Origin of the sequence: Psychrobacter sp. D2 (assembly GCF_013608135.1) — a bacterium.
In the GTDB taxonomy this organism is placed as follows: domain Bacteria; phylum Pseudomonadota; class Gammaproteobacteria; order Pseudomonadales; family Moraxellaceae; genus Psychrobacter; species Psychrobacter cryohalolentis.
The window spans coordinates 92,877-119,773 of record NZ_JACDXZ010000003.1 but is presented as its reverse complement, the minus strand read 5'-3'; the positions used below and the strand labels follow the sequence as shown (position 1 = coordinate 119,773).

24 protein-coding genes and 1 pseudogene are annotated in these 26,897 nt (G+C 41.9%); 18 read left to right on the top strand and 7 right to left on the bottom strand.

What is annotated here, in order from left to right; translation table 11 throughout:
* Positions 1 to 50: 50 nt before the first annotated feature.
* The gene (locus H0262_RS05205; protein ID WP_181209945.1) at positions 51 to 716 is read right to left on the bottom strand and encodes a DUF924 family protein; all 666 of its coding nucleotides are present in this window, start codon (positions 714 to 716) and stop codon (positions 51 to 53) included.
* An 89-nt stretch (positions 717 to 805) separates the two neighbouring features.
* Between H0262_RS05205 and H0262_RS05200 the strand changes: the two genes are divergently transcribed.
* The 5 genes from H0262_RS05200 (at position 806) to H0262_RS05180 (ending at position 5,796) form a co-directional block, all read left to right on the top strand.
* Complete coding sequence (locus H0262_RS05200; RefSeq protein WP_181209944.1) at positions 806 to 2,050, top strand: carboxynorspermidine decarboxylase; 1,245 nt, start codon at positions 806 to 808, stop codon at positions 2,048 to 2,050.
* Positions 2,051 to 2,327: 277 nt separating this feature from the next.
* Complete coding sequence (locus H0262_RS05195; protein ID WP_011513832.1) at positions 2,328 to 3,602, top strand: saccharopine dehydrogenase family protein; 1,275 nt, start codon at positions 2,328 to 2,330, stop codon at positions 3,600 to 3,602.
* A 145-nt stretch (positions 3,603 to 3,747) separates the two neighbouring features.
* On the top strand, positions 3,748 to 4,371 hold the full coding sequence (locus H0262_RS05190) for a hypothetical protein (RefSeq protein ID WP_181209943.1): 624 nt from the start codon (positions 3,748 to 3,750) through the stop codon (positions 4,369 to 4,371).
* Between the two features lie 276 nt (positions 4,372 to 4,647).
* The gene (locus H0262_RS05185) at positions 4,648 to 5,460 is read left to right on the top strand and encodes a PhzF family phenazine biosynthesis protein (RefSeq protein WP_181209942.1); all 813 of its coding nucleotides are present in this window, start codon (positions 4,648 to 4,650) and stop codon (positions 5,458 to 5,460) included.
* 3 nt (positions 5,461 to 5,463) lie between these two features.
* Complete coding sequence (locus H0262_RS05180) at positions 5,464 to 5,796, top strand: YnfA family protein (protein WP_181209941.1); 333 nt, start codon at positions 5,464 to 5,466, stop codon at positions 5,794 to 5,796.
* 257 nt (positions 5,797 to 6,053) lie between these two features.
* Here H0262_RS05180 and H0262_RS13135 read toward each other — a convergent pair whose 3' ends face one another.
* Positions 6,054 to 6,176, bottom strand: coding sequence for a hypothetical protein (locus tag H0262_RS13135; protein ID WP_020443648.1), 123 nt, complete (start codon positions 6,174 to 6,176; stop codon positions 6,054 to 6,056).
* A gap of 220 nt (positions 6,177 to 6,396) precedes the next feature.
* On the opposite strand from H0262_RS13135, the gene H0262_RS05175 reads away from it, so the two are divergent.
* The 11 genes from H0262_RS05175 (at position 6,397) to radA (ending at position 17,385) form a co-directional block, all read left to right on the top strand.
* Positions 6,397 to 6,996, top strand: coding sequence for a 6-carboxytetrahydropterin synthase (locus H0262_RS05175; RefSeq protein ID WP_181209940.1), 600 nt, complete (start codon positions 6,397 to 6,399; stop codon positions 6,994 to 6,996).
* Positions 6,997 to 7,001: 5 nt separating this feature from the next.
* Complete coding sequence (gene tsaE / locus H0262_RS05170; RefSeq protein WP_181209939.1) at positions 7,002 to 7,544, top strand: tRNA (adenosine(37)-N6)-threonylcarbamoyltransferase complex ATPase subunit type 1 TsaE; 543 nt, start codon at positions 7,002 to 7,004, stop codon at positions 7,542 to 7,544.
* A 71-nt stretch (positions 7,545 to 7,615) separates the two neighbouring features.
* Positions 7,616 to 9,358 carry a DNA mismatch repair endonuclease MutL gene (mutL, locus tag H0262_RS05165; RefSeq protein ID WP_181209938.1) on the top strand — a complete coding sequence of 581 codons (1,743 nt, stop codon included), beginning with the start codon at positions 7,616 to 7,618 and terminating at the stop codon, positions 9,356 to 9,358.
* Between the two features lie 103 nt (positions 9,359 to 9,461).
* On the top strand, positions 9,462 to 10,685 hold the full coding sequence (gene miaA, locus H0262_RS05160; protein ID WP_259275411.1) for a tRNA (adenosine(37)-N6)-dimethylallyltransferase MiaA: 1,224 nt from the start codon (positions 9,462 to 9,464) through the stop codon (positions 10,683 to 10,685).
* A 458-nt stretch (positions 10,686 to 11,143) separates the two neighbouring features.
* Entirely contained in the window at positions 11,144 to 11,695 is a 552-nt protein-coding gene (hfq, locus tag H0262_RS05155; RefSeq protein WP_181209936.1) for an RNA chaperone Hfq, read from the top strand.
* A gap of 273 nt (positions 11,696 to 11,968) precedes the next feature.
* Positions 11,969 to 12,961 carry an SIS domain-containing protein gene (locus H0262_RS05150; RefSeq protein ID WP_133104578.1) on the top strand — a complete coding sequence of 331 codons (993 nt, stop codon included), beginning with the start codon at positions 11,969 to 11,971 and terminating at the stop codon, positions 12,959 to 12,961.
* Between the two features lie 39 nt (positions 12,962 to 13,000).
* Entirely contained in the window at positions 13,001 to 13,567 is a 567-nt protein-coding gene (locus H0262_RS05145; RefSeq protein ID WP_149409482.1) for an HAD family hydrolase, read from the top strand.
* Positions 13,564 to 14,148: an LPS export ABC transporter periplasmic protein LptC gene (gene lptC / locus H0262_RS05140; protein WP_133104580.1), complete on the top strand. Its 585-nt coding sequence runs from the start codon at positions 13,564 to 13,566 to the stop codon at positions 14,146 to 14,148. The genes H0262_RS05145 and lptC overlap by 4 nt, the downstream gene beginning before the upstream one ends.
* Before the next feature lie 75 nt (positions 14,149 to 14,223).
* The gene (gene lptA, locus H0262_RS05135) at positions 14,224 to 14,793 is read left to right on the top strand and encodes a lipopolysaccharide transport periplasmic protein LptA (RefSeq protein ID WP_011513820.1); all 570 of its coding nucleotides are present in this window, start codon (positions 14,224 to 14,226) and stop codon (positions 14,791 to 14,793) included.
* 105 nt (positions 14,794 to 14,898) lie between these two features.
* Complete coding sequence (gene lptB, locus H0262_RS05130; RefSeq protein WP_181209935.1) at positions 14,899 to 15,696, top strand: LPS export ABC transporter ATP-binding protein; 798 nt, start codon at positions 14,899 to 14,901, stop codon at positions 15,694 to 15,696.
* 243 nt (positions 15,697 to 15,939) lie between these two features.
* Positions 15,940 to 17,385, top strand: a complete 1,446-nt coding sequence (gene radA / locus H0262_RS05125) for a DNA repair protein RadA (protein WP_181209934.1) — start codon at positions 15,940 to 15,942, stop codon at positions 17,383 to 17,385.
* Between the two features lie 156 nt (positions 17,386 to 17,541).
* Here radA and H0262_RS13275 read toward each other — a convergent pair.
* Positions 17,542 to 17,889 (bottom strand): annotated as a pseudogene (locus tag H0262_RS13275) (septal ring lytic transglycosylase RlpA family protein); the annotation flags it as partial.
* A 1,291-nt stretch (positions 17,890 to 19,180) separates the two neighbouring features.
* On the bottom strand, positions 19,181 to 20,323 hold the full coding sequence (rodA, locus tag H0262_RS05115) for a rod shape-determining protein RodA (protein WP_011513816.1): 1,143 nt from the start codon (positions 20,321 to 20,323) through the stop codon (positions 19,181 to 19,183).
* Positions 20,324 to 20,656: 333 nt separating this feature from the next.
* Here rodA and H0262_RS05110 point away from each other — a divergent pair, with 333 nt between their 5' ends.
* Complete coding sequence (locus tag H0262_RS05110; RefSeq protein WP_409033820.1) at positions 20,657 to 21,523, top strand: D-Ala-D-Ala carboxypeptidase family metallohydrolase; 867 nt, start codon at positions 20,657 to 20,659, stop codon at positions 21,521 to 21,523.
* Between the two features lie 83 nt (positions 21,524 to 21,606).
* Here the strand turns inward: H0262_RS05110 and H0262_RS05105 are convergent, their stop codons facing one another.
* From H0262_RS05105 to H0262_RS05095, 3 genes are all read right to left on the bottom strand, one after another.
* The gene (locus tag H0262_RS05105) at positions 21,607 to 23,154 is read right to left on the bottom strand and encodes a pitrilysin family protein (RefSeq protein ID WP_181209932.1); all 1,548 of its coding nucleotides are present in this window, start codon (positions 23,152 to 23,154) and stop codon (positions 21,607 to 21,609) included.
* A gap of 83 nt (positions 23,155 to 23,237) precedes the next feature.
* The gene (locus tag H0262_RS05100; RefSeq protein ID WP_181209931.1) at positions 23,238 to 24,719 is read right to left on the bottom strand and encodes a pitrilysin family protein; all 1,482 of its coding nucleotides are present in this window, start codon (positions 24,717 to 24,719) and stop codon (positions 23,238 to 23,240) included.
* Between the two features lie 172 nt (positions 24,720 to 24,891).
* Positions 24,892 to 25,044 (bottom strand): hypothetical protein, encoded by a 153-nt coding sequence (locus H0262_RS05095; RefSeq protein ID WP_156772646.1) that lies wholly within the window; start codon positions 25,042 to 25,044, stop codon positions 24,892 to 24,894.
* 381 nt (positions 25,045 to 25,425) lie between these two features.
* Between H0262_RS05095 and ftsY the strand changes: the two genes are divergently transcribed.
* Positions 25,426 to 26,856, top strand: a complete 1,431-nt coding sequence (gene ftsY, locus H0262_RS13270; RefSeq protein ID WP_409033819.1) for a signal recognition particle-docking protein FtsY — start codon at positions 25,426 to 25,428, stop codon at positions 26,854 to 26,856.
* The last annotated feature ends 41 nt before the right edge of the window (positions 26,857 to 26,897 follow it).

Genomic DNA, 26,897 nt, shown 5'->3' with positions numbered 1-26,897 from the left:
TGGCAACCAGCAAACCTTTCTTATTGGACATTATTCTAGAGAGTAGATGACTAAAAAGAAGAGTCAGGCTGTTGTAAGAATTTTAGCTCTGCTGCAGTTGACTCGCGATCTAACGTGTTATTGCGATGTGGGTAACGCCCAAACTGCTCGATAATCTCTTTGTGCTGCTGCTCAAAATCTAAAGTAATGGCATCATCGAGCTGCTCAAATAATGGCAGATAGCGACTATGAATCCTTAAAGACTCTGAATGCATAAACGGCATAATAGCAAATTTGCGCCATGTCATTGGTAAGGTAGAAAAATGTGGCTGCAATACGATTTCTTGAGCCAACACCAGTGCCATACCATCCTGCGCAAAGGCCTCCGCTTTATTGCGGCATAAATTGCGTGAAAATTGATCTAAAACGATGATCTCTGCCAGACGCCCAGCTAAAGCGGTAATGGAGCTGTTGCAGTCGGTTGCTGCTTCTGAAATGCGCCAAGTGACGCATTCCCCTTGCTTTGCTGCTTGCCAAATTTTACCAAACCGCTCTTTTATTTGCTGATCAAATTCATGGCTTTGCTCGAACCAATACTGTTCATTGTCCTTATCAAACCAAAAATCCAATACAGCACACGCCTCTGAATCGAGATACTCTAAACTTATGTTTTTTGGATCAAGTGACGATAAATTGACATGGCTTTTTGAGGTGGAATAATCGGTTGAGAGAGACATAAGCTATTCTAATTATGATAGATTTAGTCTACTATATCGCAAATATTTATGTCTGTCATGATACGAGCAGCAGCTATTAGGTAAACCTTATGAATACAAAAAATTCGCTACAAAACACTCAGTCATCATTACCATCAACGCCATATTACTTGCTTGATGAAGCCGCAATCGTCGCCAATATGCAGATTATCGCTCGCCTATGCGAGTTGTCTGGCGCAAAAGCACTGCTTGCGCTCAAATGTTTTGCGACTTGGGGCGTTTTTGATATCATGCAGCCTTATCTGCATGGTACGACGTCATCTTCGCTCAATGAAGTCAGATTGGGTTATGAGACTTTTGGTAAAAATAGCGATGCTAGTAGCAAAGATAAAAAAGAAACTCACGCCTATAGCGTGGCTTACAGCGCGGATGAGATGCCTGAAGTGCTCAGCTACGCCGATAAGATTATCTTCAACTCAATCTCCCAGTTAAATGTGTTTAAAGATCAAGCAGCAGCGCAAAACATACCGGTTGGGCTGCGCTTAAATCCAAAGACCAGCAACTCGTCATTCATTATTGCCGATCCTGCGCGTCCGTTTAGTCGTCTTGGCGAGCATGATAAAGATAAAATTGCAGCCGTGTTGAGTGATATTAGCGGTGTCATGATTCATAACAACTGTGAAAATGACAGTTTTGAGGCATTTAGTGACAGCTTAGCTGATATTGAAACCAGATTTGGTGATGTTTTGCAGCAGCTTGAATGGGTCAGTTTGGGCGGTGGCATTCATTTTATTGCCCCTGATTATCCACTAGAGAAACTGGCTGACAGGTTAAAAGGCTTTAGTGAAAAATATGGCGTACAAGTCTACCTTGAGCCGGGTGAGGCAAGTATTCATGGTGCTGGCACGCTAGTCACAAGCGTTTTAGATACGATGCACAATGAAAAAAACCTAGCAGTAGTAGATTCATCCATTGAAGCACATATGCTTGATTTGCTGATTTACCGTGAGTCAGCGCCGATAGCAGCTGTGAATAGTGATGTAATTAATATCGCCTCTCTTGATATCGATCCTACCAACATTGCACCCATAAGCGAGAATGCTAAATCAGCTGATAATACGATTATCTATGGTCGTTCTTGTTTGGCAGGCGATATCTTTGGTGAATATGCCTTGCCAAACAAGCTAAAAGTAGGTGACACCGTTACTTTTGGCAACGCAGCAGGCTATACCATGGTGAAGAAAAACTGGTTTAATGGCGTGAATATGCCAGCGATTGTCATTCGCCGCTTAGATGGCAGCATTGATATCCAACGCGAGTTTGATTATCAAGATTATAAGGCGAGCTTGTCATAACGCCATTAGATGCATATTTGGCATGACCAAATGGTAATGCCAAACAACTATCTATAAATATTTATTCGCTTTGACGTTTTTAAGTTATGTTGTAATTTTTGCCGAAAAGCCAGTAAAAATTGTTATAATTGCTACTGGCAAACACAGTAGGATTTGTCTAACGGGTGCGTGGGTTTTCCTCGGTCTTCCTTTTTAATTCACGCATATCATTCACTCGTTTCTGTTTTGCATAGCCAATATCAATGGTATCGACAGGGACACAAAGGAGGATTGTTCTTTGAACACAAACCAACAAGTTAAGCCTAGTAAAAAAGATGTACTTATTATCGGTGCTGGCGGCGTCGCTCAAGTAGTCGCGCATAAATGTGCGATGCATAATGACGTACTTGGCGAGATTCATATCGCTTCACGTACCCAAGATAAATGCGATGCCATCGCTCAGAGCGTTATAGAAAAGAACAGCTTCAAGCAGCCAGCGGTATTGCACACGCATGAAGTCGATGCCATGGATACCCAAGCGCTGATACAGCTGATTGAAGATACGGGTATTCAAATCCTTATCAATGTCGGTTCGGCATTTGTGAATATGACCGTATTGGAAGCTTGTATTGAGACTGGCGTAGCATATATTGATACCGCTATTCATGAAGATCCTCGCAAGATTTGCGAGACGCCGCCATGGTATGACAACTATGAATGGAAGCGCAAACAGCGTTGTGCCGATAATAATGTCACTGCGATCTTAGGTGCAGGTTTTGATCCTGGTATGGTCAATGCCTATGCACGTCTTGGCTATGACATGATGGATGCAGGTTCAGTGACTGATATTGATATTATTGATATTAATGCTGGTAGTCATGGTAAATACTTCGCCACCAACTTTGATCCTGAGATTAATTTCCGTGAATTTACTGGTACGGTTTATTCTTGGCAGGACAGTAAGTGGCAGTCTAATAAGATGTTTGAAGTAAAGCGTACAGATGACTTGCCTGTTGTTGGTGTGCAAAACAGTTACTTAAGTGGTCATGACGAAGTGCATTCTTTATCAGCCAACTTAGATGTGCCCAATATTCGTTTTTGGATGGGCTTTGGTGAGCATTATATCAATGTCTTTACCGTTCTACAAAACTTGGGCTTATTGTCTGAGCAGCCAGTGATGACTGCTGAAGGACAAGAAGTTATTCCATTAAAAGTAGTGAAAGCGGTCCTACCAGATCCAAGTTCACTTGCGCCAAATTACACCGGTAAAACCTGTATCGGTGACAAGGTCAAAGGCAAGATTAATGGCGTCGATAGTGAGGTATTTATCTATAATATCGCAGATCATAAAGATGCCTATAATGAAGTTGGTAGTCAAGGTATCTCTTATACCGCAGGCGTGCCACCAGTCGCCGCAGCGATGCTAGTTGCTACAGGCGAGTGGGATGCAGGAAAAATGGTAAACGTTGAAGAGCTTGATGCCAAGCCATTTATCAATCTATTGAATAAAATTGGTCTGCCTACGCGCATCAAAGACAGCGAGGGCGATAGAGCGCTTGAGTTTGATATCTAAATTGTCGTGTTGGTTTTTATTGTTCGTTAAATAAAAAGCACCCTATTGAGGCAGACTCGATAGGGTGCTTTTTTACGTATCTGCTTCTATAATAAGAACGAGTATCATAAAACTGATAGCTATAGATGGCATAAGGAGAATTGCTATGTCTTTAGAAAAATATAAAGTATTTAACTTGATTGAGGATGTGAAAAAGTTAAAAGTGTTATTTATTCTAGAATCTCCCTATATGAATGAATATATCCATCAACATCCAGCGGCAGGCGAGTCGGCGCTTGAGCTCACTCAGTTTTTGATGACTCAAGGGTATTTAAAGGATTTTGATGCCCAATTGCCATTAGGCTGTAATATCAAAGCATCAAACTATCAGCCACTGGGTATTTTGAACTGCTCTACGTTGCCACTGAATAAAGCGTTTTACCCTTGCGCTTTAAATAGTGAAGACTTAGCAAAAGTAAATGAATTGGCAGCTATCAAACAAAATTTAAATCAAAGTAATCCGAATAAAGTACCTGTAGATTTGAAGAAAAACAGTGTTTTTAAAGACTTTGTTAGCCGATTAACTGAAGTGCTTGAGCAAGCGCCAGCTGATATTATTATCGTACCTTGCGGCGATACTGCAATTGGGTTTATGGATGCTTTTAAAACAATTTATCAGAAGCCTTTGACGGTTTTAGATAGTTTACCGCATCCAACTGAGCCAAATTGGGCTGATAAGATAGCCACCATTAATTTGAAAGATTATATCGCGCCCCAGCTATTGCCTTAGCTATGATTGTACTCTGTCTATAATCGCCAAATAGTAAATGCAAATCTTTCAAAGATGTATACTGATTTGCAAAAGGTAAGCTCGAGAGTCTGTAGGAAAATACAGGGGATGATAGATACTGAGTTATAGTCTACAAATAAGCTATTCAAACCGATGCGACAATCCTTTAGATAGAGCCTGATAAAGGCTGCAAAATTTTGACCTATTTTTTATCAGCAACAGGGTATTTTTTACCGTAAATCAGCGATATCCCTATCATAAAAATAAGAGCGTAATATGCAATTAGAAATCAATGTTATCGATGCCTTTACTGATACTGTGTTTAAAGGCAATTCAGCGGCAGTGATCATTACAGAAAGCTGGTTGTCTGAGAAACTTATGCAATCTATTGCTTTTGAAAACAACTTATCAGAGACAGCTTTTATAGTCTTGGATAATAAAGGCACTTATCACATTCGATGGTTTTCACCGCTTACGGAGATTGATTTTTGTGGTCATGCGACCTTGGCTTCTGCCTTTGTACTGTTTAAGAAAAACCCTACTTTGACGTCTATTAAGTTTTCAGCTGAAGCAGTTGGGGTTTTAGCGGTCAAGCAAACCGCTCATGATAAAATACAGATGGATTTTCCCAATACTAAGCCTGAGAAAGTCAGTAATATCCCTGATAGTTTGCTGGCAGGATTGTCTATTGTCCCTATTGAAGTCTATAAAAACTCACAGGCATATTTTGTGATTTATGACTCGGAATCTGACGTGTTAAATGTAGAGCGTGATAATGACGCGCTAAAACAACTTGCGCCTCTAGATGTAGTTGTCACTTGTCAGGCTAAATCTGCCCACTACAAAGACTACGATTTCATTTCACGTTACTTCTGGCCTGCCAATGGTGGTGATGAAGACCCAGTTACGGGTTCGGCTCATACTGGATTAGCGCCATTATGGGCACAGCGACTGGGTAAAAATACATTGGTTGCTTATCAAGCGTCAAAACGTGGCGGGGTGCTAGATTGTGTGGTTACAGGAGATAGAGTGCTTATCTCTGGTCATGCTGTGCATTATTTGACGGGATTTATCACGGTCGAGGAGTAAGTTTTGTCTGAATTAAAAACAGTAGGGCTTTTTGCTCTTACTGCACTGGCTGAAATCGCAGGTTGTTATCTGCCTTATCTGTGGCTACGAGAAGGCAAGTCAATTTGGCTACTCATACCTGGTGCCCTGAGTTTGATAGCTTTTGTATGGCTGCTGTCATTACATCCCAGTGCTGCCGGTAGGGTCTATGCCGCTTATGGCGGTGTTTATATTTCGATGGCGATTTTATGGTTGTGGACGGTGAATGGTATACGCCCAACGACGTGGGATATAGTGGGTTCTGCTATCGCTTTATTGGGCATGGCTATTATTATGTTTGCGCCGCGCAGTGCCTAAATTATGAGTCAAAGTGCGCAAATTAAAGCTTATTAATTCAAGATTTAGTAAATCCAATATACAGTCAAAATACCCTAAAAACGCTACGGCAATGCTGGTATAAATTTTTTTTAGCCTCTGTCTGCGTAGGCACAGCAAGCAAGAAAAATGAATACCAGCAGTACAATAAGGTATCGATATTGTTTTTCACTGATTATATAAATAAAAAAATGCCAATCAAACCATTAGGTTCGATTGGCATATTGAGGCACTTACTATTAATGCTTTCCTAAGATGCTACCATTATCATCTTTCTTTGATTGTTTAGCCGCTTTTTTCTCTTTTGCCGTTAACAGCGGCTTCTTTTTGACGTTCTTCTTACTATCTTGACCTTTACTCATGATATTGTCCTTTTATGTGACCGATTAATACTTATTAAAATCAGTATAGCCCTAAGGGTGATTAATAGCTAGCTTCACGCAAATGGACGCTGGCGTTAATAAGTGCTTACTTACGAATACATCACGATTTGCTATAATGAGCCGCAAGCCGATAAATCGCGGCAAACCTTTATCCTATTATTATTTAGCACAATGATGCTTACTGTTTTGGTTGATTATTATGCGTATCCGTAAACTGTTTAAATTTGAAAACGCCCATATTGTGCGTAATTGTAGCTCTGAGCGCTGCAAACACTCGATTCATGGTCATAGCTATCAGATTGAGCTGATACTTGAGGCCAAGCGTTTAGATCATGGGCAGATGGTCTATGATTTTGGCTTATTAAAATCCTCTATTAAAGACATTATCGACAGCTTTGATCATGCGATTTGTTTTTGGAGTAAAGACGATCATGAGTACATCGCTGCATGTAAGAAATTCAGTGCACGCTGGATCAGCTTGCCGGTATCGCCATCAGCAGAGCAGTTCTCGCGGGTGATATTCTTTTGGGCACAAGAGATTTTGCAACAGACGCAAATGCAAAATGGCGAAGCGGATGTCAGCGTGTATTCGGTGATTGCCCATGAAACGGCAACTGGTTACGCGCAGTGTTTTGCTGATGATGTGAGCAATGAGCAAATGGGCAAGCTAACACTAGAAGAGTTTGAATTTAGCGAGCAAGTATGTGCAGAGTGGCATGACCCTGAGCTATATGCCAAACTGATACGTGGTGAGAGTTTCGTTAATCCAGCAGTCACAATGCAAGTACAGGTAGATTGAGTTTAATGAATAATAATCAAACGATTGAAGACACAGCTATAAGTGGTGGTAAGAACTTGCAGACTTTGACGCTGCATTCAGAAAAAGATACCCAGCGTTTGGCTGAGCAATTGGCAGCTTTGCCGCTGGCAGGTAGTGTATGGCTGGCAGGAGATTTGGGTGCAGGTAAAACCACATTAACTCGCTATTGGTTGCAGGCGCTAGGGCATAAAGGAGCGGTGAAAAGTCCGACTTATACCTTGGTTGAGCCTTATAGTATTATCCAAAATGACGGCGCAATTACACCTGTTTATCATGCTGATTTATATCGTTTGCAAGATCCAGAAGAGCTGTCTTTTATTGGCTTTGATGAGTATTTGGATGAGCCAAATGCGTTGGTTATCATTGAATGGGCGAGCCGTGCGGACAGCTATTTGCCGCTGCCTAATATGTTTATTGATATGACTCAAAGTAATAGCAATGATGATAAAGAATCTCGCCAAGTTGCAATACGATTGTCAAAGGCAGGACAAGCACAAGGTTTTGACTTATCCAGTCTAAATCTTTAGTCCAAATCGTGCTACAGATGTTTAAAGCCTTAAAGTCTGCCTCTATTATTTTCAATATATGATACCCATCAATGCTACATAGCCACACCAATACACGCATTAAAAAACTATCGCCGCTGCTTATTAATCAATTAGCAGCGGGTGAAGTCGTGACGCGTCCAGCAGCGGTGGTCAAAGAGCTCCTCGAGAATGCAATTGATGCTCATGCCACAGATATCGAGGTCCGCATTACCCAAGGTGGCATGGGTATGATTGAGGTGATTGATAATGGCGTTGGGATTCATCCTGATGATATGGTCATGGCAGTCACGCGTCATGCCACTAGCAAAGTCGCTGATGTGGCACACTTGCATGGTATTACAACGTTGGGTTTTCGCGGGGAAGCACTGGCAGCGACGGCTGCTGTTTCCCGTTTGACCTTAACCAGTAGCCATGATAGCAGCGGGATTGGGCGTCAGTTGCAAGTTGCCGGTATATTGGGCAATACGCCAAAACTGATACCGGTTGTGCATCATCGCGGTACTACTATTACAGTCAAAGATTTATATTTCAACGTACCAGCACGCCGCGGTAATTTGAAATCCATCGCGACTGAGTTCAGTCATATTGAAACGATTGTCCGTGAAGTGGCTTTAGCACGCGCTGATGTGGCGCTGACGCTTTTTCATGATAATAAAAAACGGCTATCACTATCGGTTAACACCATAAATAAAGATACTGAAAATTATCTGCCGTTATCACGTTTGGAGCAAGCGACTGGATTGGCACTTACAGAGCAGGCAATTGAAGTCGCGGTTGATTTATCTAGCCTAACGCAGCAATTTGGAAGTTCTTCTGCTACTCATGTTGATGGTAGATATGCTGATAATGTAAGCACTATGCAAGCGGCGAGTATTGGCGGTTGGTTGTGGGCAAGTCATGATGCCAACCATAATTTACCAAAGCTTATTTATGTAAATGGCAGATTGGTAAAAGAGGCATTAATTAGCAATCAGCTTCGTCAAATGGCTCAAAGTGTACAGCTAGCAGGTATGGGTTATGCGCTTTATTTTGAATTACCAACTCAGTGGATCAATGTTAATGTTCATCCTTCCAAGCAGCGTATCAAGATTAGCCCACTGAACAATATCATGGCACATTTAAGTCATGCGGTTCGTGCGAAGCTAAGAGGGCTTAATACCGCGAAAATTGCTCGCTCTAAAGAGCGAGCACCAAATGATAATATCTCCACAAAACAGTCGTTTAATGCGTTAGACGCAATAACATCATCTACCAACAATGCAACGGCAAGTCAGAAAGTTCAAGCTCCTAAGCAACCATATCAGCTGTCAGAAAATGAGTCGTTATCCGAAAGTATTAGAGACTTACATATTGATGAGCCTATAGAAGACAGTCGTCATGCTGTTAATAGTCACTCTGTAAAAACACCATCTTTACCAGTTTGCTTAGAAGTTATAGATAGTGTTACTGGTCTGGTAGCTTCTTCAGTTATATATAGCAATGACGATAAAGCGCTGCCTTGGCTACTATTTTATTATCAAGGACAGTGTGCGCTAATTAGCGCTGAGAGATGGCAGTCAAGATTAAAAGTATTGTTTGAGTCAACTATCTTTAGCAGCACTATGTATGACAAAGCCAAAGTATTAAATAGCACTACTATTAATCAGCAATTGGCGAAGATAATTAAGCAGATGTCATCACAAGATGCACAAGCTTTTGTAGCAGATATGGAAGCTATACTGAGCAAATATGCTATCCACTCTATAGATAGTCATCAATTAGTCACATTGATGTTATCATCTGCGCTTAAATAGCGCTATTGGGAAAATAGCGTATTTTCTATAGTTAAGACATATCGCTGAGTTATCAATAATTTACCTTATTGTTCTTAAAACCATGACCATCAAAGGCAAGTATATGCGACTTTCGTCTGATAGCCTATCTTCTTACTTAAGTCCCAATTTGGCGGACAATAGCGTGGTGTGCTTGATGGCACCAACCGCGAGTGGTAAGACCGCTTTGGCTTATGAGCTTTATGATAGCGGTCGTTATGAGCTGATTTCGGTAGATTCAGCATTGGTGTATCGTGACATGACGGTCGGTACCGCAAAACCAAATGCTGCTGAGCTGGCACGATACCCCCATCATTTGGTCGATATCATTGATCCTATGCAAAGCTATAGTGTCGCTGAGTTTGTCAATGATGTGGCAAGATTGATTGATAGCTGTCATCAGAATGGCAAAATACCCTTATTGGTCGGCGGTACGATGATGTATTACATGGCATTACTTGATGGACTCTCACCAGTGCCTGATAGTGATGACAGCGTTCGCGCGCGCGTTGAGCAGTGGCGACAAGATGAAGGCATCAGTGCACTATATGATTATCTTGATAAAGTCGATGCTGTTAGTCATGAGCGCCTTAATGCCACCGATACTCAGCGTATTACCCGTGCTGTTGAAGTATATTTGCAAACTGATATTCCTATTAGTGACTGGCAGCGTCAGCCCAAGCAAGCATTGGCACATAATCCCAATCAGCAGTGGCATGCATTGGCGGTTATGCCAGACCGTCCATGGTTGCATACGCGTATTGAGCAGCGATTAGATATCATGTGGCGTGAGGGATTGGTAGCAGAGGTTATCAGTTTGCTTGAGCATTATCCTCTGACCCCAAGCTTACCTTCGATGCGCTGTGTTGGTTATCGACAAGTATTAGAGTATCTGGTACAGATTAATCACCCTGTATTTGAACAGCCCCATTTGGATAAAGCGCAGTTTTATGATGCTTTTGCTCAATCGGAACCATCAAGTAACGAAAGTAAAGAGCAAGATACTACGATTCAAAGTAGCATAACTCAGACGCATCTACCAATGGCAACTGCCCAAACCGAAGCGCTTGCTTGTCAGCAAATGCAAAATAAGGCATTATATGCTACAAGGCAGTTAGCAAAGCGCCAATACACGTGGCTGCGAAAAGTGATACAACTGTCTAATACGGCAGCAGTGCCTGCAATAGGATCAATAACAGCGTCGTCGACATCCATTGTTGGCTCTGATGATCTGACAGATTTTCAAAAAAATAAGTTAATATTGCACTCATTTAGCACTATGGAGCAGGCGAGAGCGTATTTGGTTTAATAAGTGATATCAGTCGTTTGCCTATATCTAGATTTGTCAGACTATTATTGTTCTGTAATATTAATGGTCGAGCTGTAGTAATAAAAACACAGCATGACCGTATAACATCATACAAAGATACCAAAGTAATGACAATTAGTTTCAAAGTATAATGTATATAACTGTTATAATTTGATTATATGAAAGTGTTAACTGTTGCAAGCGTTAACTGCTTTTTAGTGATTATTCATCAACATTTGGTGATAGAGGTGACCCATGCAACACTTGGTTACTTAATTTATGAAAATAATGACATATTCACGATAAAGTAGAATGACTTAACAAGCTTTAGCACTTATTTTTTAGATACGTTTTATAAATAAAACTTATTATTGTATCTACCCTTAGCCATTATAATTGCAGTAACCCTTAAAATAATTGGCGCTAACAATAATTATATAATATTTAGGAGAGATTTCATGTCAAAAGGACAAACTTTACAAGATCCGTTCTTGAACTCACTACGCAAAGATCGCATTCCTGTTTCTATTTTTTTAGTGAACGGTATTAAGCTGCAAGGTCAAATAGAATCATTCGATCAGTATGTGGTTTTGCTGAAAAATACCGTCAGTCAGATGGTATATAAGCATGCTATCTCAACAGTCGTCCCAGCACGTAATCCTCGTAGCAGCACAACGCCAAGCGCGACTACTCAAAGCCAAGGCGCAGCACCAATGGGCTATCCGAGTCAAAGTGGCGGTGTGAGCGGTGGTTTTGAGCGTGGCGGTAGCGCAAATCCAGCTACTGGTGGCGGCTTTGAAGAACGGGGTTTTGCCAATCGTAGTGGCTTTAATCGTGGTGGCTTTAGTCAAGGCCAAGAGCGCGGCTTTGAGCGCGGTAGCTTTGGTCAAGGTCAAGATCGCGGTTTTGAGCGTGGTGGTTTTGGTCAAGATCGTGGTTTTGAAGCGCCGTCAGAGAATGTGGGTTATGACAACAAACCTAATGACGAGTCTGATGATAGCAACTCTTAGACCCTCCTACTAAGACATGAGATATCATATTGAGACCTACTATTATAGTGGGTTTTTTTGTATTGATACTCTTATAAGTAATAACATTTTAATGCACCCACGATAGCCTTATGGCTGTATTCCTACAGCATCATATTAATATTGACCATAATTATTAATATGGTTCATAGTATTATAAAATGTATAGTAAAATGATTCATCAAATTATAAGAATATAGCCAAAAATATAGAGTCATTGAAAACAAAAAAATTAATAAAATATAGAGCCACTGTATGAATAGTCCTGAACGCAATCTAACCCATGAGCAATTTATTAGTACCGCTATTGATGCCATCAATACTGAAAAGGCGGCACTAGCATTACTGACCGAGCAAATAGATGATAGATTCGCTCAGGCTTGTGACATCATTTTGGCATGTCAAGGTCGTGTGGTTGTGACAGGGATGGGTAAGTCGGGATTGATTGGTCGTAAGATAGCGGCGACATTTGCGTCCACTGGTACGCCATCGTTCTTTATGCATCCTGGTGAAGCAGGGCATGGTGACCTCGGAATGTTGGTCAAAGGGGATGTGTTGCTTGCCATCTCTAACTCTGGCGAGTCAGATGAGATAAAAATGCTCTTGCCTGTGGTCAAGCACTTAGATATTCCGCTGATTAGTATCAGTCGAGATAAACGAGGTATGCTGCCACATGCTGCGGATATTATCTTGACTCTTGGTAAGTCGCAAGAAGCTTGCCCGCTCAATCTGGCTCCTACCTCAAGTACCACAGCAACTCTAGCACTCGGTGACGCATTGGCAGTTGCCTTAGTGCATGCCCGCAATTTTACCTCAGAAGATTTTGCGTTATCACATCCTGCAGGTGCATTGGGTCGTCAATTACTGACCCGCGTAGAAGATTTGATGCATACTAAGACAGAGGAATTGCCACTCATTAATCAGCAGGCACCGTTACAAGAAGCACTATTTATCATGTCAGCTGGGCGATTGGGCATGACGGTGGTCACAGATGCTGAGAAAAAAGTAGTGGGTATATTTACCGATGGTGATTTAAGGCGAGGATTGGAAAAAGGCATTGATTTGCAGACCCCGATGCGTGAGCTGATGGTGAGTAGCCCTCGTCGTATCAGTAAATCCATGCGAGCATCAGATGCGCTTAGCGTGATGAATGAGAATGCTATCAGTCAATTGCTTATTATCGATGATGACCAGCGCCTAGAAGCAATTATTACGGTACATGATTTACTACAAGCTGGTGTAAAATAAACGTTATATTAGAATATCTATTAATAAAAGAGATGACTGATGCAAGACTTAATCAAGAAAGCCGGACAAGTGAAGTTATTGGTCATGGACGTTGATGGTATTTTATCAAATGGTCAAATTATCTATGATGCCAATGGTGTTGAGACCAAAGCGTTTTCTGTCTATGATGGTGTAGGCATCAAGTCATTAGCCCGTTATGGTATTTTGACTGCGATTATTACCGGTCGTAGCAGTTCTATGGTCGATAAACGCGCCACTGAAATTGGTGTAGATTATATTGTCCAAGGACGTGATGATAAGTTAGTAGCATTAAACGAGCTGCTTGCAAGCCTTGATCCGGCACTTAATATCACGGCTGCTGATTGCGCTTATATGGGTGATGATTTGCCAGATATCAAAGCCATGCAAACAGTAGGATTTGCTGCTACTGTGCCAAATGCCCAAGCAGAGGTTATCAATCGCAGTGATATGGTAACCACGCGAGCCGGCGGTACAGGTGCCGTACGTGAAGTATGTGATCTCATTTTAAAGGGTCATGGACATTACCAAGACTTTATCGCGCACTATACGCTTGATGAAGTAAAAAATCAGGATGACTTATCGTGAATACTCGTGTTTTAATAGTCATTACCTTGATCATCGCTGGTCTTGCTGGTTGGTTTTTTAAGCAGCAAGGGGAAATCACGCCGGCAGTCAATATTGAAACCTCTGATGTCGATTATGAAGCAACAGATATTAAAGCGGTACAAACCAATGAGCAAGGCGAGACCGAATATGAGCTGAGCGCTGAGTCATTGACGCACAATCCGGTGACCAATAAAGATGAGATGAAAGGCATTACCATGAACTGGGAACCGTCAGATGAGCAGCGTTATCGTATTGAAGCGGGTACAGCGGCTATCAGTCAGCAGACGGGCGAGCTGAGCTTATCGGGCGGTTTCTCTTTAATCAGTGAAGGTAAAACAGCTAAGCCTGAAGTTGAACCTATTAAGGTCACTGGTGCCACATTGAAAGGCAATACCAAGTCAGGTCAAGTGTATAGTAATGAGCCAGTTAAGGTTGAACAAGGTATGAACCGTTTTGAGGCATCGAGTATGAAAGCCAATCTTGAAACGGGCGACTATGAATTTGGTCAAGTGGCTGTCTCTTTTACGCCCGCTGATCGTCAAGACAAAGCCCTGTTTTAATTAGCATATTATTCAGTGAAGCATCTAGCAGGAAGTTTGCAAACTCTACTACCCATTATAAAACGAGTAATTTTCATGAAATCTAATTCTTTGCCTACTTTACGCTTGCTATCGACACGCTCTATTCAAGTGTCGCATAGATTGCGTGCACTGCCAGTGGTTATGCTGTTGGCGCTGCCACTATACAGCCATGCTTTGCCATCAGATGCCAATCAGCCTATTAAATTATTGGCAGACAAAGCCACTTATAGTGAGCGTAGCGGTATTACAAGTTATTCTGGTACAGTAGTTATTACTCAAGGTACGTTTAAGATGACCGCTGATAATATCACTGTCAATTTATCACAAGGTCGAAGTATCAATTCTGCAGTAGCAACAGGGCGTCCAGCGACGATGCAGCAAGTTGTGACGCAAGAAAAAGGTCTGGCAAAAGGTCAGGCAAATAAGATTGACTATAATGCTGTGACGGGTATCGTGACGCTAACGGGCAATGCGAAATTGGTACAAAATGGTGCAAGCTTCGCAGGTAATGTCATTCGTTATAGCCTAAAAGCTGGTGATGTGGAAGCGACTGCTGGCGGCAATCAGCGCGTCGAATTGGTATTCCCGCCTAACAATAGTACCAGCCAGAGTGGTATACGTTAGGCTATATGACGACTTAAGTCATAACACCTGCGATAAATATAAACAAAAGACTAAACATTTCAGTGGTTGCTATCCATTTAAATGCGACCACCTTATGAGTAAGTTATGAATGATAATAAAAATAATGCCATTTTAGCAGCAAACCAAACCATAACAGCGAATGATGCTGTTGAGCCGGTCGCTCGTTTGTCGATGCAAAACTTGGGTAAGCGCTATGGTAAGCGCTGGGTCGTCAAAGATGTCTCATTCTCTGTTGAGCAAGGGCAAGTCGTTGGATTGCTAGGTCCAAATGGAGCCGGTAAAACGACCAGTTTTTATATGGTAGTCGGTCTGGTCAATATGGATAAAGGCCGTGTCACCTTGGGAAATATGGACTTATCTAAATATGCTATGCATGAGCGTGCGCGTGCCGGTATTGGTTATTTACCGCAAGAAGCCTCTATTTTTCGTAAGCTATCCATTGAAGACAATATTTTAGCCATTTTACAAACTCGTAAAGATTTGAATGGTAACCAGCAGCGTCAAGAGCTTGAAAAGCTCATTGGTGATTTTCACTTAGAACATGTACGAAAATCTCTAGGTATGAGCGTATCAGGCGGTGAGCGTCGTCGTTGTGAGATTGCTCGCGCTCTAGCAGCTGACCCCAAGTTTATCTTATTAGATGAGCCTTTTGCCGGTGTAGATCCTATCTCTGTCGGTGATATCAAAGATGTCATTTTAGCGCTCAAACGACGTGGTATCGGTGTGTTAATCACTGATCACAATGTTCGTGAGACTTTAGCGATTTGTGAAAAAGCCTATATCGTCTCAGAAGGCGCTATCATTGCTGAGGGTACCTCAGAAGAAGTTCTGGAAAATGAGCTGGTGAAATCTGTGTATCTTGGTAAAGACTTTCAGGTATAGACTAATTGATTGATTACTGAATTATGCTGACATAAGATTTGTTACTTTGCATTTTTAGTCAGCAATCTCTATATTGTGCCGTTCGCAAAAATCCTTCTATAAAACATTGCTTCTTACAGCAACTGCTTGTTTATCTTAATATTTATACTTTAGTTCTTATCTTCAAAAATACGCTTATAAGCGTCATTCCCTTTCATATACTCTCTATTTTAAACTTGAACACCTGCATAAGGCTTCTATATTATGGCAAAAAATAAAACCAGTTATGTCTGTCAAGCTTGCGGTGCTCATTTTGGCAAGTGGGCAGGGCAATGCAGTGATTGCGGCGAATGGAATACCTTGTCTGAAGCGCCTAACGTCAGTATGCCACATCATAATAAAAACGTAGCAAAGCCCAATGCTGGTCGCGCCATACCTCGTAATGCAAGTGGTGCGGGTGCACCAGCGGGCAATTATGCAGGAACGCATAGTGCTGTGATGCCGCTCAATGCGGTGAGCGTAGGTTTAGATACTAGGTTGCCGACGGGTATTAGTGAATTTGATCGTGTGTTGGGTGGTGGATTGGTTGCAGGTTCTGTGGTACTGATTGGTGGTGATCCCGGTATCGGAAAATCGACCATTCTATTGCAAACTGCGACCAATATGGCAAAAGCGGATTCACTGGCAGGAAGCGCTCTGTATGTGACTGGTGAGGAATCATTGGCACAGGTTGCTATGCGGGCAAAGCGCTTGGATTTGCCTGCGGACAGACTTCGTGTGCTTGCTGAAACCAATGTCGAGACTATTTGTGCCGCCTTGACTCAAGAGCAGCCAGCGATTGCTATTATTGATTCCATTCAGACTATTTATACTGATGCGATTAACTCTGCACCAGGCGGGGTCAGTCAAATTCGAGAGTCAGCGGCGATTTTGACACGTTATGCTAAGCAAACAGGTACAGCGCTGTTTCTAGTGGGACATGTCACCAAAGAAGGCACGCTTGCTGGTCCCCGCGTTCTTGAGCATATGGTTGATACGGTATTGTACTTTGAGGGTCAGTCTGATTCGCGTTTTCGGATGATTCGTGCCGTCAAAAACCGTTTTGGCGCGGTCAATGAGCTAGGTATTTTTGGCATGACGGATATGGGACTAAAGGAGGTTGCCAATCCATCAGCGATATTTTTGAGTCGCTATGACAAGCCCGTGGCGGGTTCTGTGGTTATGGTTAGCCGAGAAGGCACAAGACCATTATTGGTAGAGGTACAAGCCTTAGTTGATGACTCGCAAGGCTCACCAAGACGTATGGCATTAGGATTAGACTTTCAGCGCTTGTCTATGCTGTTAGCAGTGATGCATCGCCATGGCGGTATCCATACCAGCGGGCAAGATGTCTATGTCAATGTCGTTGGCGGTGTCAAAGTCATAGAAACAGGGTCGGACTTGGCAGTATTATTAGCCTGTGCATCCAGCATTAGAGAAAAAGCCTTGCCATCGTCATTGGCGGTCTTTGGTGAAGTGGGGTTATCAGGAGAAATTCGTCCTGTACCCAATGGACAAGAGCGTTTAAAGGAAGCGATGAAGCATGGTTTTAAACATGCCATTATTCCTAAAGCTAATGCGCCTGCCAAAGATGCGCCGCAGTTTAAAGGCATTAATGTCATTGCAGTCGAACGTCTTGATGATGCGATTGCCAGTGCATTCGAGTTATAGTTTGTTGATCTAACATTTATAACTATAAACCTTGTAAATTTAAGACACGAAAAAGCGCCTAACTATCAATTAGTTAGGCGCTTTTATTTAAATCTAAAAATATTTGTACAAAACCGTTAAAGGCTTAAACCGCGAATGGTCTAAAACGTTAATGGTTTAAGAAGAAGGTCCTGAAACACGCTCAATAGCGACGTTGCCGACACCTTTAGCAGTAATACCAAGTTTTTTGGCAGCACCATAAGATAAATCCATCACACGATTACCATGGAACGGACCACGATCATTTACTTTAACGATGACGCTTTTACCATTGGTTTTGTTGGTCACTCTAACATAGCAGTTTAATGGCAATGAGCGATGTGCAGCCGTTAAACCATTCATATCAAAAGTTTCGCCACTGGCGGTTTTGCGACCATGAAACTGGCGACCATACCAAGAAGCTAAACCGGTTTGCTTGAATTTGCTGACAGAGTTAGAGGCAACAGCTGTTAAGCGCTCTAACACATCTTCATCGTTACTGACTTGGGCGGTATCACTGGCTAACAGTGAGCTGCTAAGCGCTAATGAAGCAGGTTGGCGTGCAGACTTGACTAAGCTTGATGCGCCGTCATGTTGACGACTAAGTTCACCAAGTACACGGTCGATATGGGAGGCGTTATCTTGCGAGATCATAGCAAGGGAGGTTCTTGATTCTACAGCATTTGCATTAGAAGCGATTGCAGAGCCAGCAAATAGTACCGCTGACATTGTAAGTAAACCAGATAAACGCTTATTCATAAATACCTCTATGACTTATACCTTAGAACCTAACTCTAAAAACATCTTAGATTGAGCGAGATAGTGTTAGACCAATCTAACAATACCGCAAACTCCAAAACCGATATCAATCTATCTTCTTTATAATGACTGATTTTATCGTTCGGCTTTTATAAGTTCTAACGTATGGTAATTTTTAATTCATGATCATAACTAGATTGATGATTGTAAATAATCCACTTATGACACGCTCAAATGATAGTTAACAATCTTAATTAAAATATTCATCAACAACTAAAATCAGATACTAATATTCGATAAACAGCCTTTTTAACATTGCTAAGTTAATAAAGGGTTTCGAGAGTTTTACGTATGAGTTTGTTATTAAACCGTTAATTAAGTAGTGACTTTGAAAGTCTAAAATCTACAAGTTGCTAACTATACGGATGAGCTACAACGACAATATAATTAAATGCTAACTTTCTTAGTAGGTCTGTACGGGTTATGTATAAATGACACTAAGACGAGATTAACGCAAATAATTGTAAAAGACAAGGAATAAAACAGACTGGTATTCAATCCTAAATACTGAATATTAGGTATAATCTGTAAGGGTGGTATTTGAAAATATTAGTAATTAAATCATAATCTTATGATTGAATAAGGAGTAATAAAATTATAGTTTTTATAATAGTTCATGTATAATTGATTACAAATAAAATGGGCAAAAATTAACTTATTTACTAAGATTTTTGCACATTCTATCTTTACGTATAGTTACTTAGTAACTAGATTTTAAGTCAAATTTGTGCGGTTATTTGTTAATCGATTCAATTTTTAAACATGCTATGTTATGTTTTCTTTATGTATTCAGCCATCTATGTATCATCGCCATTTTCACTATTTTAGATACTGACACAAGCTATTGAATACTTAATTTCTGAAAAATTCATTGCACCTTGATAGGACTTATAAAGGGTATAAAAAAAGAGACCGTATTATTAAAATATTGTCTCTTTAGGTATAAAAACGGAGATACTTAGTCTGACTTGTGCGTATGAATGGACATCAGTAAACCAAAACCTGCCATTAAAGTAACAATGGCAGTACCACCATAACTGATAAAAGGCAGAGGTACACCAACGACAGGTAAAATACCGCCGACCATACCAACATTGACAAAGACATACACAAAAAACGACATCGCAATCGCGCCTGCTAATAGTCGGCTATAAGTATCAGGATGAGAAAAGGCAATATATAAGGCGCGGGTCAATAAGCATGCATAAATAAACATCAATAGTATGACGCCAAGCAAGCCAAACTCTTCAGAGAAGGCTGCGATAATAAAGTCGGTATGACCTTCTGGTAAGAAATGCAAATGCGACTGCGTACCCTCTAAATAGCCTTTACCCGTTAGACCGCCGGAGCCGATAGCAGTTTTGGACTGAATGATATTCCAGCCAGCACCTTGCACATCTGCCTCAGGATTGAATAGTGTGAGTACACGGGTACGCTGATAGTCGTGTAACAAAAAATTCCAAGCAAAGGCAACAAGCGGGATCGACAAAGCAACCGCACCAGCTATCAGTTGCCACGATAGCCCTGCCAAAAACAGCACAAAGATACCGCTAGCAGCGACTAATAATGAAGTGCCAAGATCTGGCTCTTTAGCGATTAATAAAACTGGCACCACAATTAACGCCAAGGTAATGCCAATACTGGGTAGTGAAGGGGGCAGATCACGCTTAGACAAAAACCACGCGCACATCATAGGCATGCCAAGCTTCATAAACTCTGACGGCTGCACACTGCCAAATCCTGGTAGATTAATCCAGCGCTGCGCCCCCATACGTACTTCACCGATAATATCAACCAACACCAGTAGTATCAGACCTAATACATAAAAGATGGGCGTAAAAGTACGATAAAGGCTTGGTGGTATCTGCGCCATGATAAACATAACGGTAAAAGCGACACCATAGCTGACCATTTGTCGTAGCACCATACTCGTATCTTGAGCGGCTGCACTATATAAAATCGTTAGCCCAATACAACAAACGGTCAATAATAAAAGGGTCAACCAAGGGTCAATATGACTACGTTGCCAAAAGGTCGGTGTCTGACCTTGACCGAAATGGTGGCTCTGTCGGGAAAAACGATATTGCGGGTTAGAAGACATAGGCAAAGTGTGACTGGCAGTTGGCGTGGAAGAAGGGCTATATTTAGCAGAAGACTTAAGAAAATCGATAATTATAGGGCATTTAACCGATTAGATGATAAAAAAAGTAACTTGTCGGTAATAAAGTAACGTCAATATAAAAATAATGAGGATAAGTGTTAATAACGAATAAGTCGCTGCCAATTGGTGACGATAGTTTAGCTTGCTTGCTTAAAATTTGATAGTATCGATAAAACGTTTTTAGCGGTGTTTGTTGCAATGATCGAAATAACAAAACAAGTTTACAGGCAAATCCACAAGCCTATTATTGCACTCTGTATTTGTGCCAGCATTATGAGTGCCCATGCCGCTATTATTAGTGATAATAGTGAGCGCCGTATCCAAGTACGTCAGGGTAGCAGTGTGAACAACAGCAATGCCAATACCTATATCACGCCATCTGCACAAAGAGTGCCTTATAATGCAGGGGTGACTATTTTAAGCGGATCAAGTGGCGATAGTATGCAAGGACTGATTCAGCAAAAGCAGCGTGAGTTTGAATTTGATGCCAGCTTATCAATAGAAGAGAATAAACGTGTCATTACCAATAGAAGTACGCCGCGTTATAACACCACCTATAGCACGGGTAATAACAATTACAATGATTTTATCAGCATGGATTTTAATACTTGGCTCAACAGTAATAGCTATCGCGCAAGCCAAGTAGCAAACTATCAGCGCTATTTAAGCGCGCGTGTCGGCGATCGAAACGTACCGCCTTTGTCACAGCTACTGACCACCGCTCGCAGTTGGGACAAATGTGGCTATGAGCCGTATCAGCTGCCTCCTCAGGAGCTGTGGTCAAACATTGTACCGACATTGCAGCTATATAGTCAGCTGAAAAGCCAAGGGATTCTGCCAGCAAACAGTGAGATACGCTCGGTATATCGTAGTCCCGGATTAAATGACTGCGCGGGCGGCGCGAGTAGTAGTAAGCATATGACAGCTGGCGCGATTGATATTTGGGTGCCAGATTATGAAAGTAGTCCATGGCAGCTGAGCCGAATGCAAGACAGCTTATGTGAGTTTTGGCAATATCAGGGTCAGTCGCACAATTTTGGTCTAGGATTATATTTCACTGGTGCTATACATTTAGATACCGATGGTTATCGTAAATGGGGCTTTAATCATGCCAGTAGCAGCTCTGCCTGCCGCTACTAACGGTAATTCTAAGATAGAAAAAAAGCTCAGCCCGTATATATAATGGGCTGAGCTTTTTTATAGCACTATGAAAGATAAATTAACTATTTAGCCGCCTTCTTATCCCAAGGATTGATCTCACCAACGGTCACAATTAAGAAGTCATCAGGCTTTAAAGTATCACGCAGGGTCTGATTCACCTCTGCTAATTTGACTTGTTCGATACGATTGACATAGTTGCTAAGATAGCTTGTTGGTAGCTGATAAAAATTCATCATACCAAGCAAACCATTAATACCAGCGTTACTGGCAAAACCCATTGGGAAGCTGTTTTTTAAATTGTCCGTGGTCAGCTTCATCTCAGTACTAGTAATACCATTTTTTAACGTGTCATTAATAACGTCTAAGCTAGCATCAATCGCAGCACGAGCCTTGTCATTGCGAGTCGAAAAACCTATCTGATAAGGTCCACGTGTCAGCATCGGACTCATTGAGCCTGAAATACCATAAGTATAGCCAAGGTTTTGTCTGATTTCCGTCATCAGTCGTGCATTAAAATCGCCCCCTGCGAGCACTTCATTACCGACAGCAAAATTGGTTTGCTTCTGCTGCGCTTGCGGATCCGTTGCACGCTTATCACCCAGTTGTCCCATCAGTACTGTCGTTTGAGTGCTAGGAAAGGGAATATGAATATGCTGAGACTTCGTCAATAGTTTTGGTTCAGGCAGAATAGGCGCTGCTTGACCAGTAGGTAAACCCGCCGTGATGTTTTCTGCCAGTTTTTTGGCTTGCGCTAAAGTGAGATTACCTGTCATAGAAAGGCTAGCGTTGGCGGCAACCAGATAGCGATTTTTAAAATCTATCAGCTGTTGTCTTGTGATATTAGGTACTGTTTCAAGGGTGCCAACAGAAGGATGAGCATAAGGATGGCTGCCATAGAGTGCTTTATCAAAAGCAAGGCTGGCAAGGCTGTTTGGGTCTTGTTTTTGTTGCTGTAAGCCGACCAATAAACGGGCTTTATTGCGGGCTAAAATTTGTTCATTAAAACTTGGTTCGATGAGCATTTGGGTCATCAAATCGATGGCAGGTAATAGATGTTTATCGTCAGATAAACTGCGTAATGAGACCGTAAACATATCTTTATAGGCACTGCTGCCTAGATTGATGCCTAAGGTTTCAACCGCGCGAGTAAATTCGTTTTCATCTAAACGTTTTGAGCCTTGTTCAAGCATAGTCGCTGTCATATTGGCGATACCAAAACCTGTGCTACTGATACTGCCATCGCGCGCGCTACCAGCATTAAAACGTAAATCGATGTCGACAATGGGTAATGCCGTCGTCGGTACAAAAAGTACTGGCACACCCGCTTTGGTCTTAAACTGTTGAATCTTTGGGACGGTGACTTTTAAAGGCTTGGCATTATCAAGGCTAGTCAACTTAGACAAGGCAGCAATAGGTGCATTGACATCGACTGCAGATGCCTGAGTACGATAATCCTCACCAGTAATGCCATCAGCCTGCGCAGTCATGGTCAAAGTAGTCAGCCCCAAAAATAAGCCCATACTCAAATAGGGTAGTCGCTTAAATGTTGGCTTTATTGATGACACCAGAACAGTATTCTTTTTAGCATGGAGAGTAGGATTTTGAGTCATATCTTTCTTCTTATTAATAGCGTTTTAGTCATTGGTATTTTGAGTCATGATATTTGATAACATTATCCAATATTACAGTACCCTTATTTTTTCTTAACGACCTTTTTGACTGGTTCTTTAGGTGGGATAATATGCATGACCGTCAAATTGTCTTTGACCAAATACTTTTTACTAGCTGCTTGTATGTCTTCAACCGTTACGGTATTCATTTTGGTGGGTAGCTGAGCAAGTAACCTATCATCGAGACCGATAGATTGTAGTGAGCCAATTATACGCGCTTGACCTTCCATGCTGTCTTGCGCGTATACCAGACCAGTGACCGTATTGGTTTTGGCGCGCTCAATTTCATCGGTGGCAATTGGATCGGTTTTAAGCTTTTCTATTTCAGAGATGATGGCTTGCTGCGCTTGCGCTAAGCTGACGCCTTCACGCGGAGTCGCTTGTATCAAAAATAGCCCATCGCCTCGATCTAATAGATCATAAGACGTACCCACTGTGGTCAGGAGCCCTTGCTCGCGTACCAATCGGCTCTCAAGTCGCGCCGATAAACCGCCATCCAATACGTCTTGCGCAAGCGATAGTGCATAGGCTTGTTTTTCATTGCTGGCATCTGTTGTCACAAGGCTTGGTACGTTATAGCCCATCAGCAATACAGGCACTTGTACTGCTTGCTCAGACTCTACTTGCTGATAACCGCGAAAGCCTTTTTGACTCACTTCAGGACGTTTTGGCAGCTTACTCGGTTTTAGCTCATCAAAATAACGCTTTACTTGGGTTAAAACCTCAGCGGGCTCAACGTCGCCAACGATAACCAAGGTGGCATTATTTGGTGCATACCATATTTTATACCAGTCTTTTAGGTCTGAGAGCGTAATCGATTCAAGCTCACTCATAGGTCCGATGACTGACTCGCCTTTGGGGCTATTTGGCAAGGCCAGCAAACGAAATGACTCATAAGCCTTGGCAAGTGGATTATCATCAGTCCGCTGACGACGCTCCTCCATGACAACTTGATGCTCTTTAGCAAACTCTTTTTCGTTAAATACCAAGTTCTTCATCCGATCTGCTTCAAGCTCAAGTGCTAAAGGAAAACGGTTGGCAGGGAACAGCTCGTAATAACCCGTATAATCATAGCTAGTAAAGGCATTATTAACGCCGCCAAACTTAGCAATTAAGCGTTCATAATCAGCGCTTGAAACGTTACTAGTGCCTTTAAACATCATATGCTCAAGCACATGCGAGATACCACCTTTATCGAGTGGCTCATCTGCTGAGCCTACCCGATACCAAATCTGTGTCATCACCACAGGCGCACGATGATCTTCTTTTACCACTATTTTTAAACCGTTTTCCAGCTGATATTCATGGCGACCAGAGATATCCATAGTCAGCGCTGATGATGGCTGAGCGTCCTTGGTAACTATGTTTTCAGGCACTGGATTCTTGACCGCAGTCACGGGATTGGCGTTAATGGTACTGGTTTGACAAGCGGCAAGTGTGGTCGCCATGGCTAAGGCAGATGCAAGACGTAAAGAGAGTGTGGTTCGAGGTAAAGGGACAGACATGGTATGTTCTACTTATATAAAAGGGAGACTTTTAAACGGGCAGCTTATAAATGGATGAGAGCGTATAGTAAGTTCAATGTAAAAGAGTTACGTTCAGAATAGCAGTACTGTGTTCTTTTTAAATTGAATTGACTACATATCTATTTTCATCATGGCACTGATACTTATACCATCATAAAGATTTGTGCGCCCCAACCATGACACTGGCAGTCGGCTTGAATTCTTGAGTCGTATTACAACCTGTCGCTGATAGTGCCATCGTCGCCAGTAATAAAGCAGCAGTGATATGGGTGATGTTTTTATAATGATTGGATAAAGACAACATAAGAGATTCCTAATATAAGTAAGAAGCATGGAGATAAAGGGTATAAACAGGTATTTAATTAGCTTTGCTAAGAGTAGGCGAAGTTTGCCATCGCAAAGGTCAGATTTATGTGTCTAAACCTTAAGCGAAACTTGCTCAATGATTGATCTTATTTATCATCTTTTTTATGTGAGAGGTTTAATATCACTCTTGCATCATTGGATGATTTTTACCGTTTACAAGCAATCTAGGATGCGAAAGGCTGAGCTCAACTTGAATTATGCTAAACTAGGCTAAAAATAATCTCTGCATTGAATCATAGAAAACGGACAATACAACGATATACAGATCCGGTTTTACCATAAACACATTACTGATACTGATGAACTTTAGGGCAAACTTATGAATAACCCCAATAATAGCAATCGTGTGGTCATTAATCTTGACAGCGGACTTGATGAATTAGATGACGATGATATTACCTTACCCAGTCTGCCAGTGCAATCTGTCCCTATTATCGATGCCCCTGAAAGAAATGAGGTAAGTAATAGCGATGAGCCATTAACGCCTACAGTCAATAAGCAAGTATCAAGCACCGATGCAGCCGAGAGCATTGCCCTAGGCGCGCCTATCCTTATGACGCAAAAGCAGAGTCATACAGACAATACCTCAGAGAGCTTTGCAAATACCAATGAAACAGAGAAGACAACACCAGCTGTCTCTGGATCAAAAATCCCTACTATGCCCTTACAAGCACAATTAGGAGATCTGCCAAGCGTTAATCCTAGCAGTGCAAGTAGCATTAATAGTAGTAATCAAGCGTCTTCTGAGCCACAGCAAACGATGCCAGTAGAGTCGCAAGCAAATAAAGCGTTGCAAGAAGAACAAGAAAGCAGCAAAAAAGGCAGCTGGTTTAACCGGATGAAAACCGGTTTAAGTAAGTCGCGTAAGAACTTAGCCGAAGGGATGGTCAGTATCCTTATTGGTGGCAAAGAGATTGATGATGAGCTATTAGAAGAGGTTGAAGACCAACTGTTGGTGGCTGATATCGGTGTCAATGCGACCGATCGTATTATCAAAAGCCTTACTGAGCAGACAGATCGCGGTGATTTAATCTACGCGCATTCACTATACAAGGCATTGCAGACTGAATTGGTCGATATCTTAACGCCGAAAGTTGCGCCGCTTATTATTGATAGCAGCAAAAAACCATTTGTTATCTTGGTCGTAGGCGTGAATGGCGTAGGTAAAACGACGACTATCGGTAAACTTGCCAAACGTTTGCAAGGCGAGGGTAAATCAGTGATGTTGGCAGCAGGGGACACTTTCCGCGCAGCAGCGACTGAACAGCTGCAAATCTGGGGTGAGCGTAATCATATTCCAGTTGTGGCGCAAGGTCATGGCTCTGATAGTGCATCAGTTATCTTTGATGCCATGCAATCTGCTAAAGCAAAAAATATTGATGTGTTAATTGCCGATACTGCTGGACGTTTACAGAATAAAACCCATCTAATGGCAGAGCTCGAAAAAGTCGTACGTGTGATGCGCAAAGCGGATCCAAGCGCGCCACATGAAGGTATGATTGTGCTTGATGCTGGCACGGGTCAAAATGCCATTAATCAAGTGGAATTATTTAATAAAGTGGTGCCATTAACCGGAATCACGATTACTAAACTAGACGGAACTGCAAAAGGCGGTGTGGTCTTTAATATTGCCGAAACGACAGATGTGCCTATTCGTTATATTGGCGTAGGTGAGTCGATTGATGATCTGCGTGCCTTTAGTCCAAAACAATTTGTCGCCGCGTTGTTTGAAACTGATGACAAAGAATAGTGCTCAACAGTTTATTTTAGCCAATACTCAAGTCTTGAAAA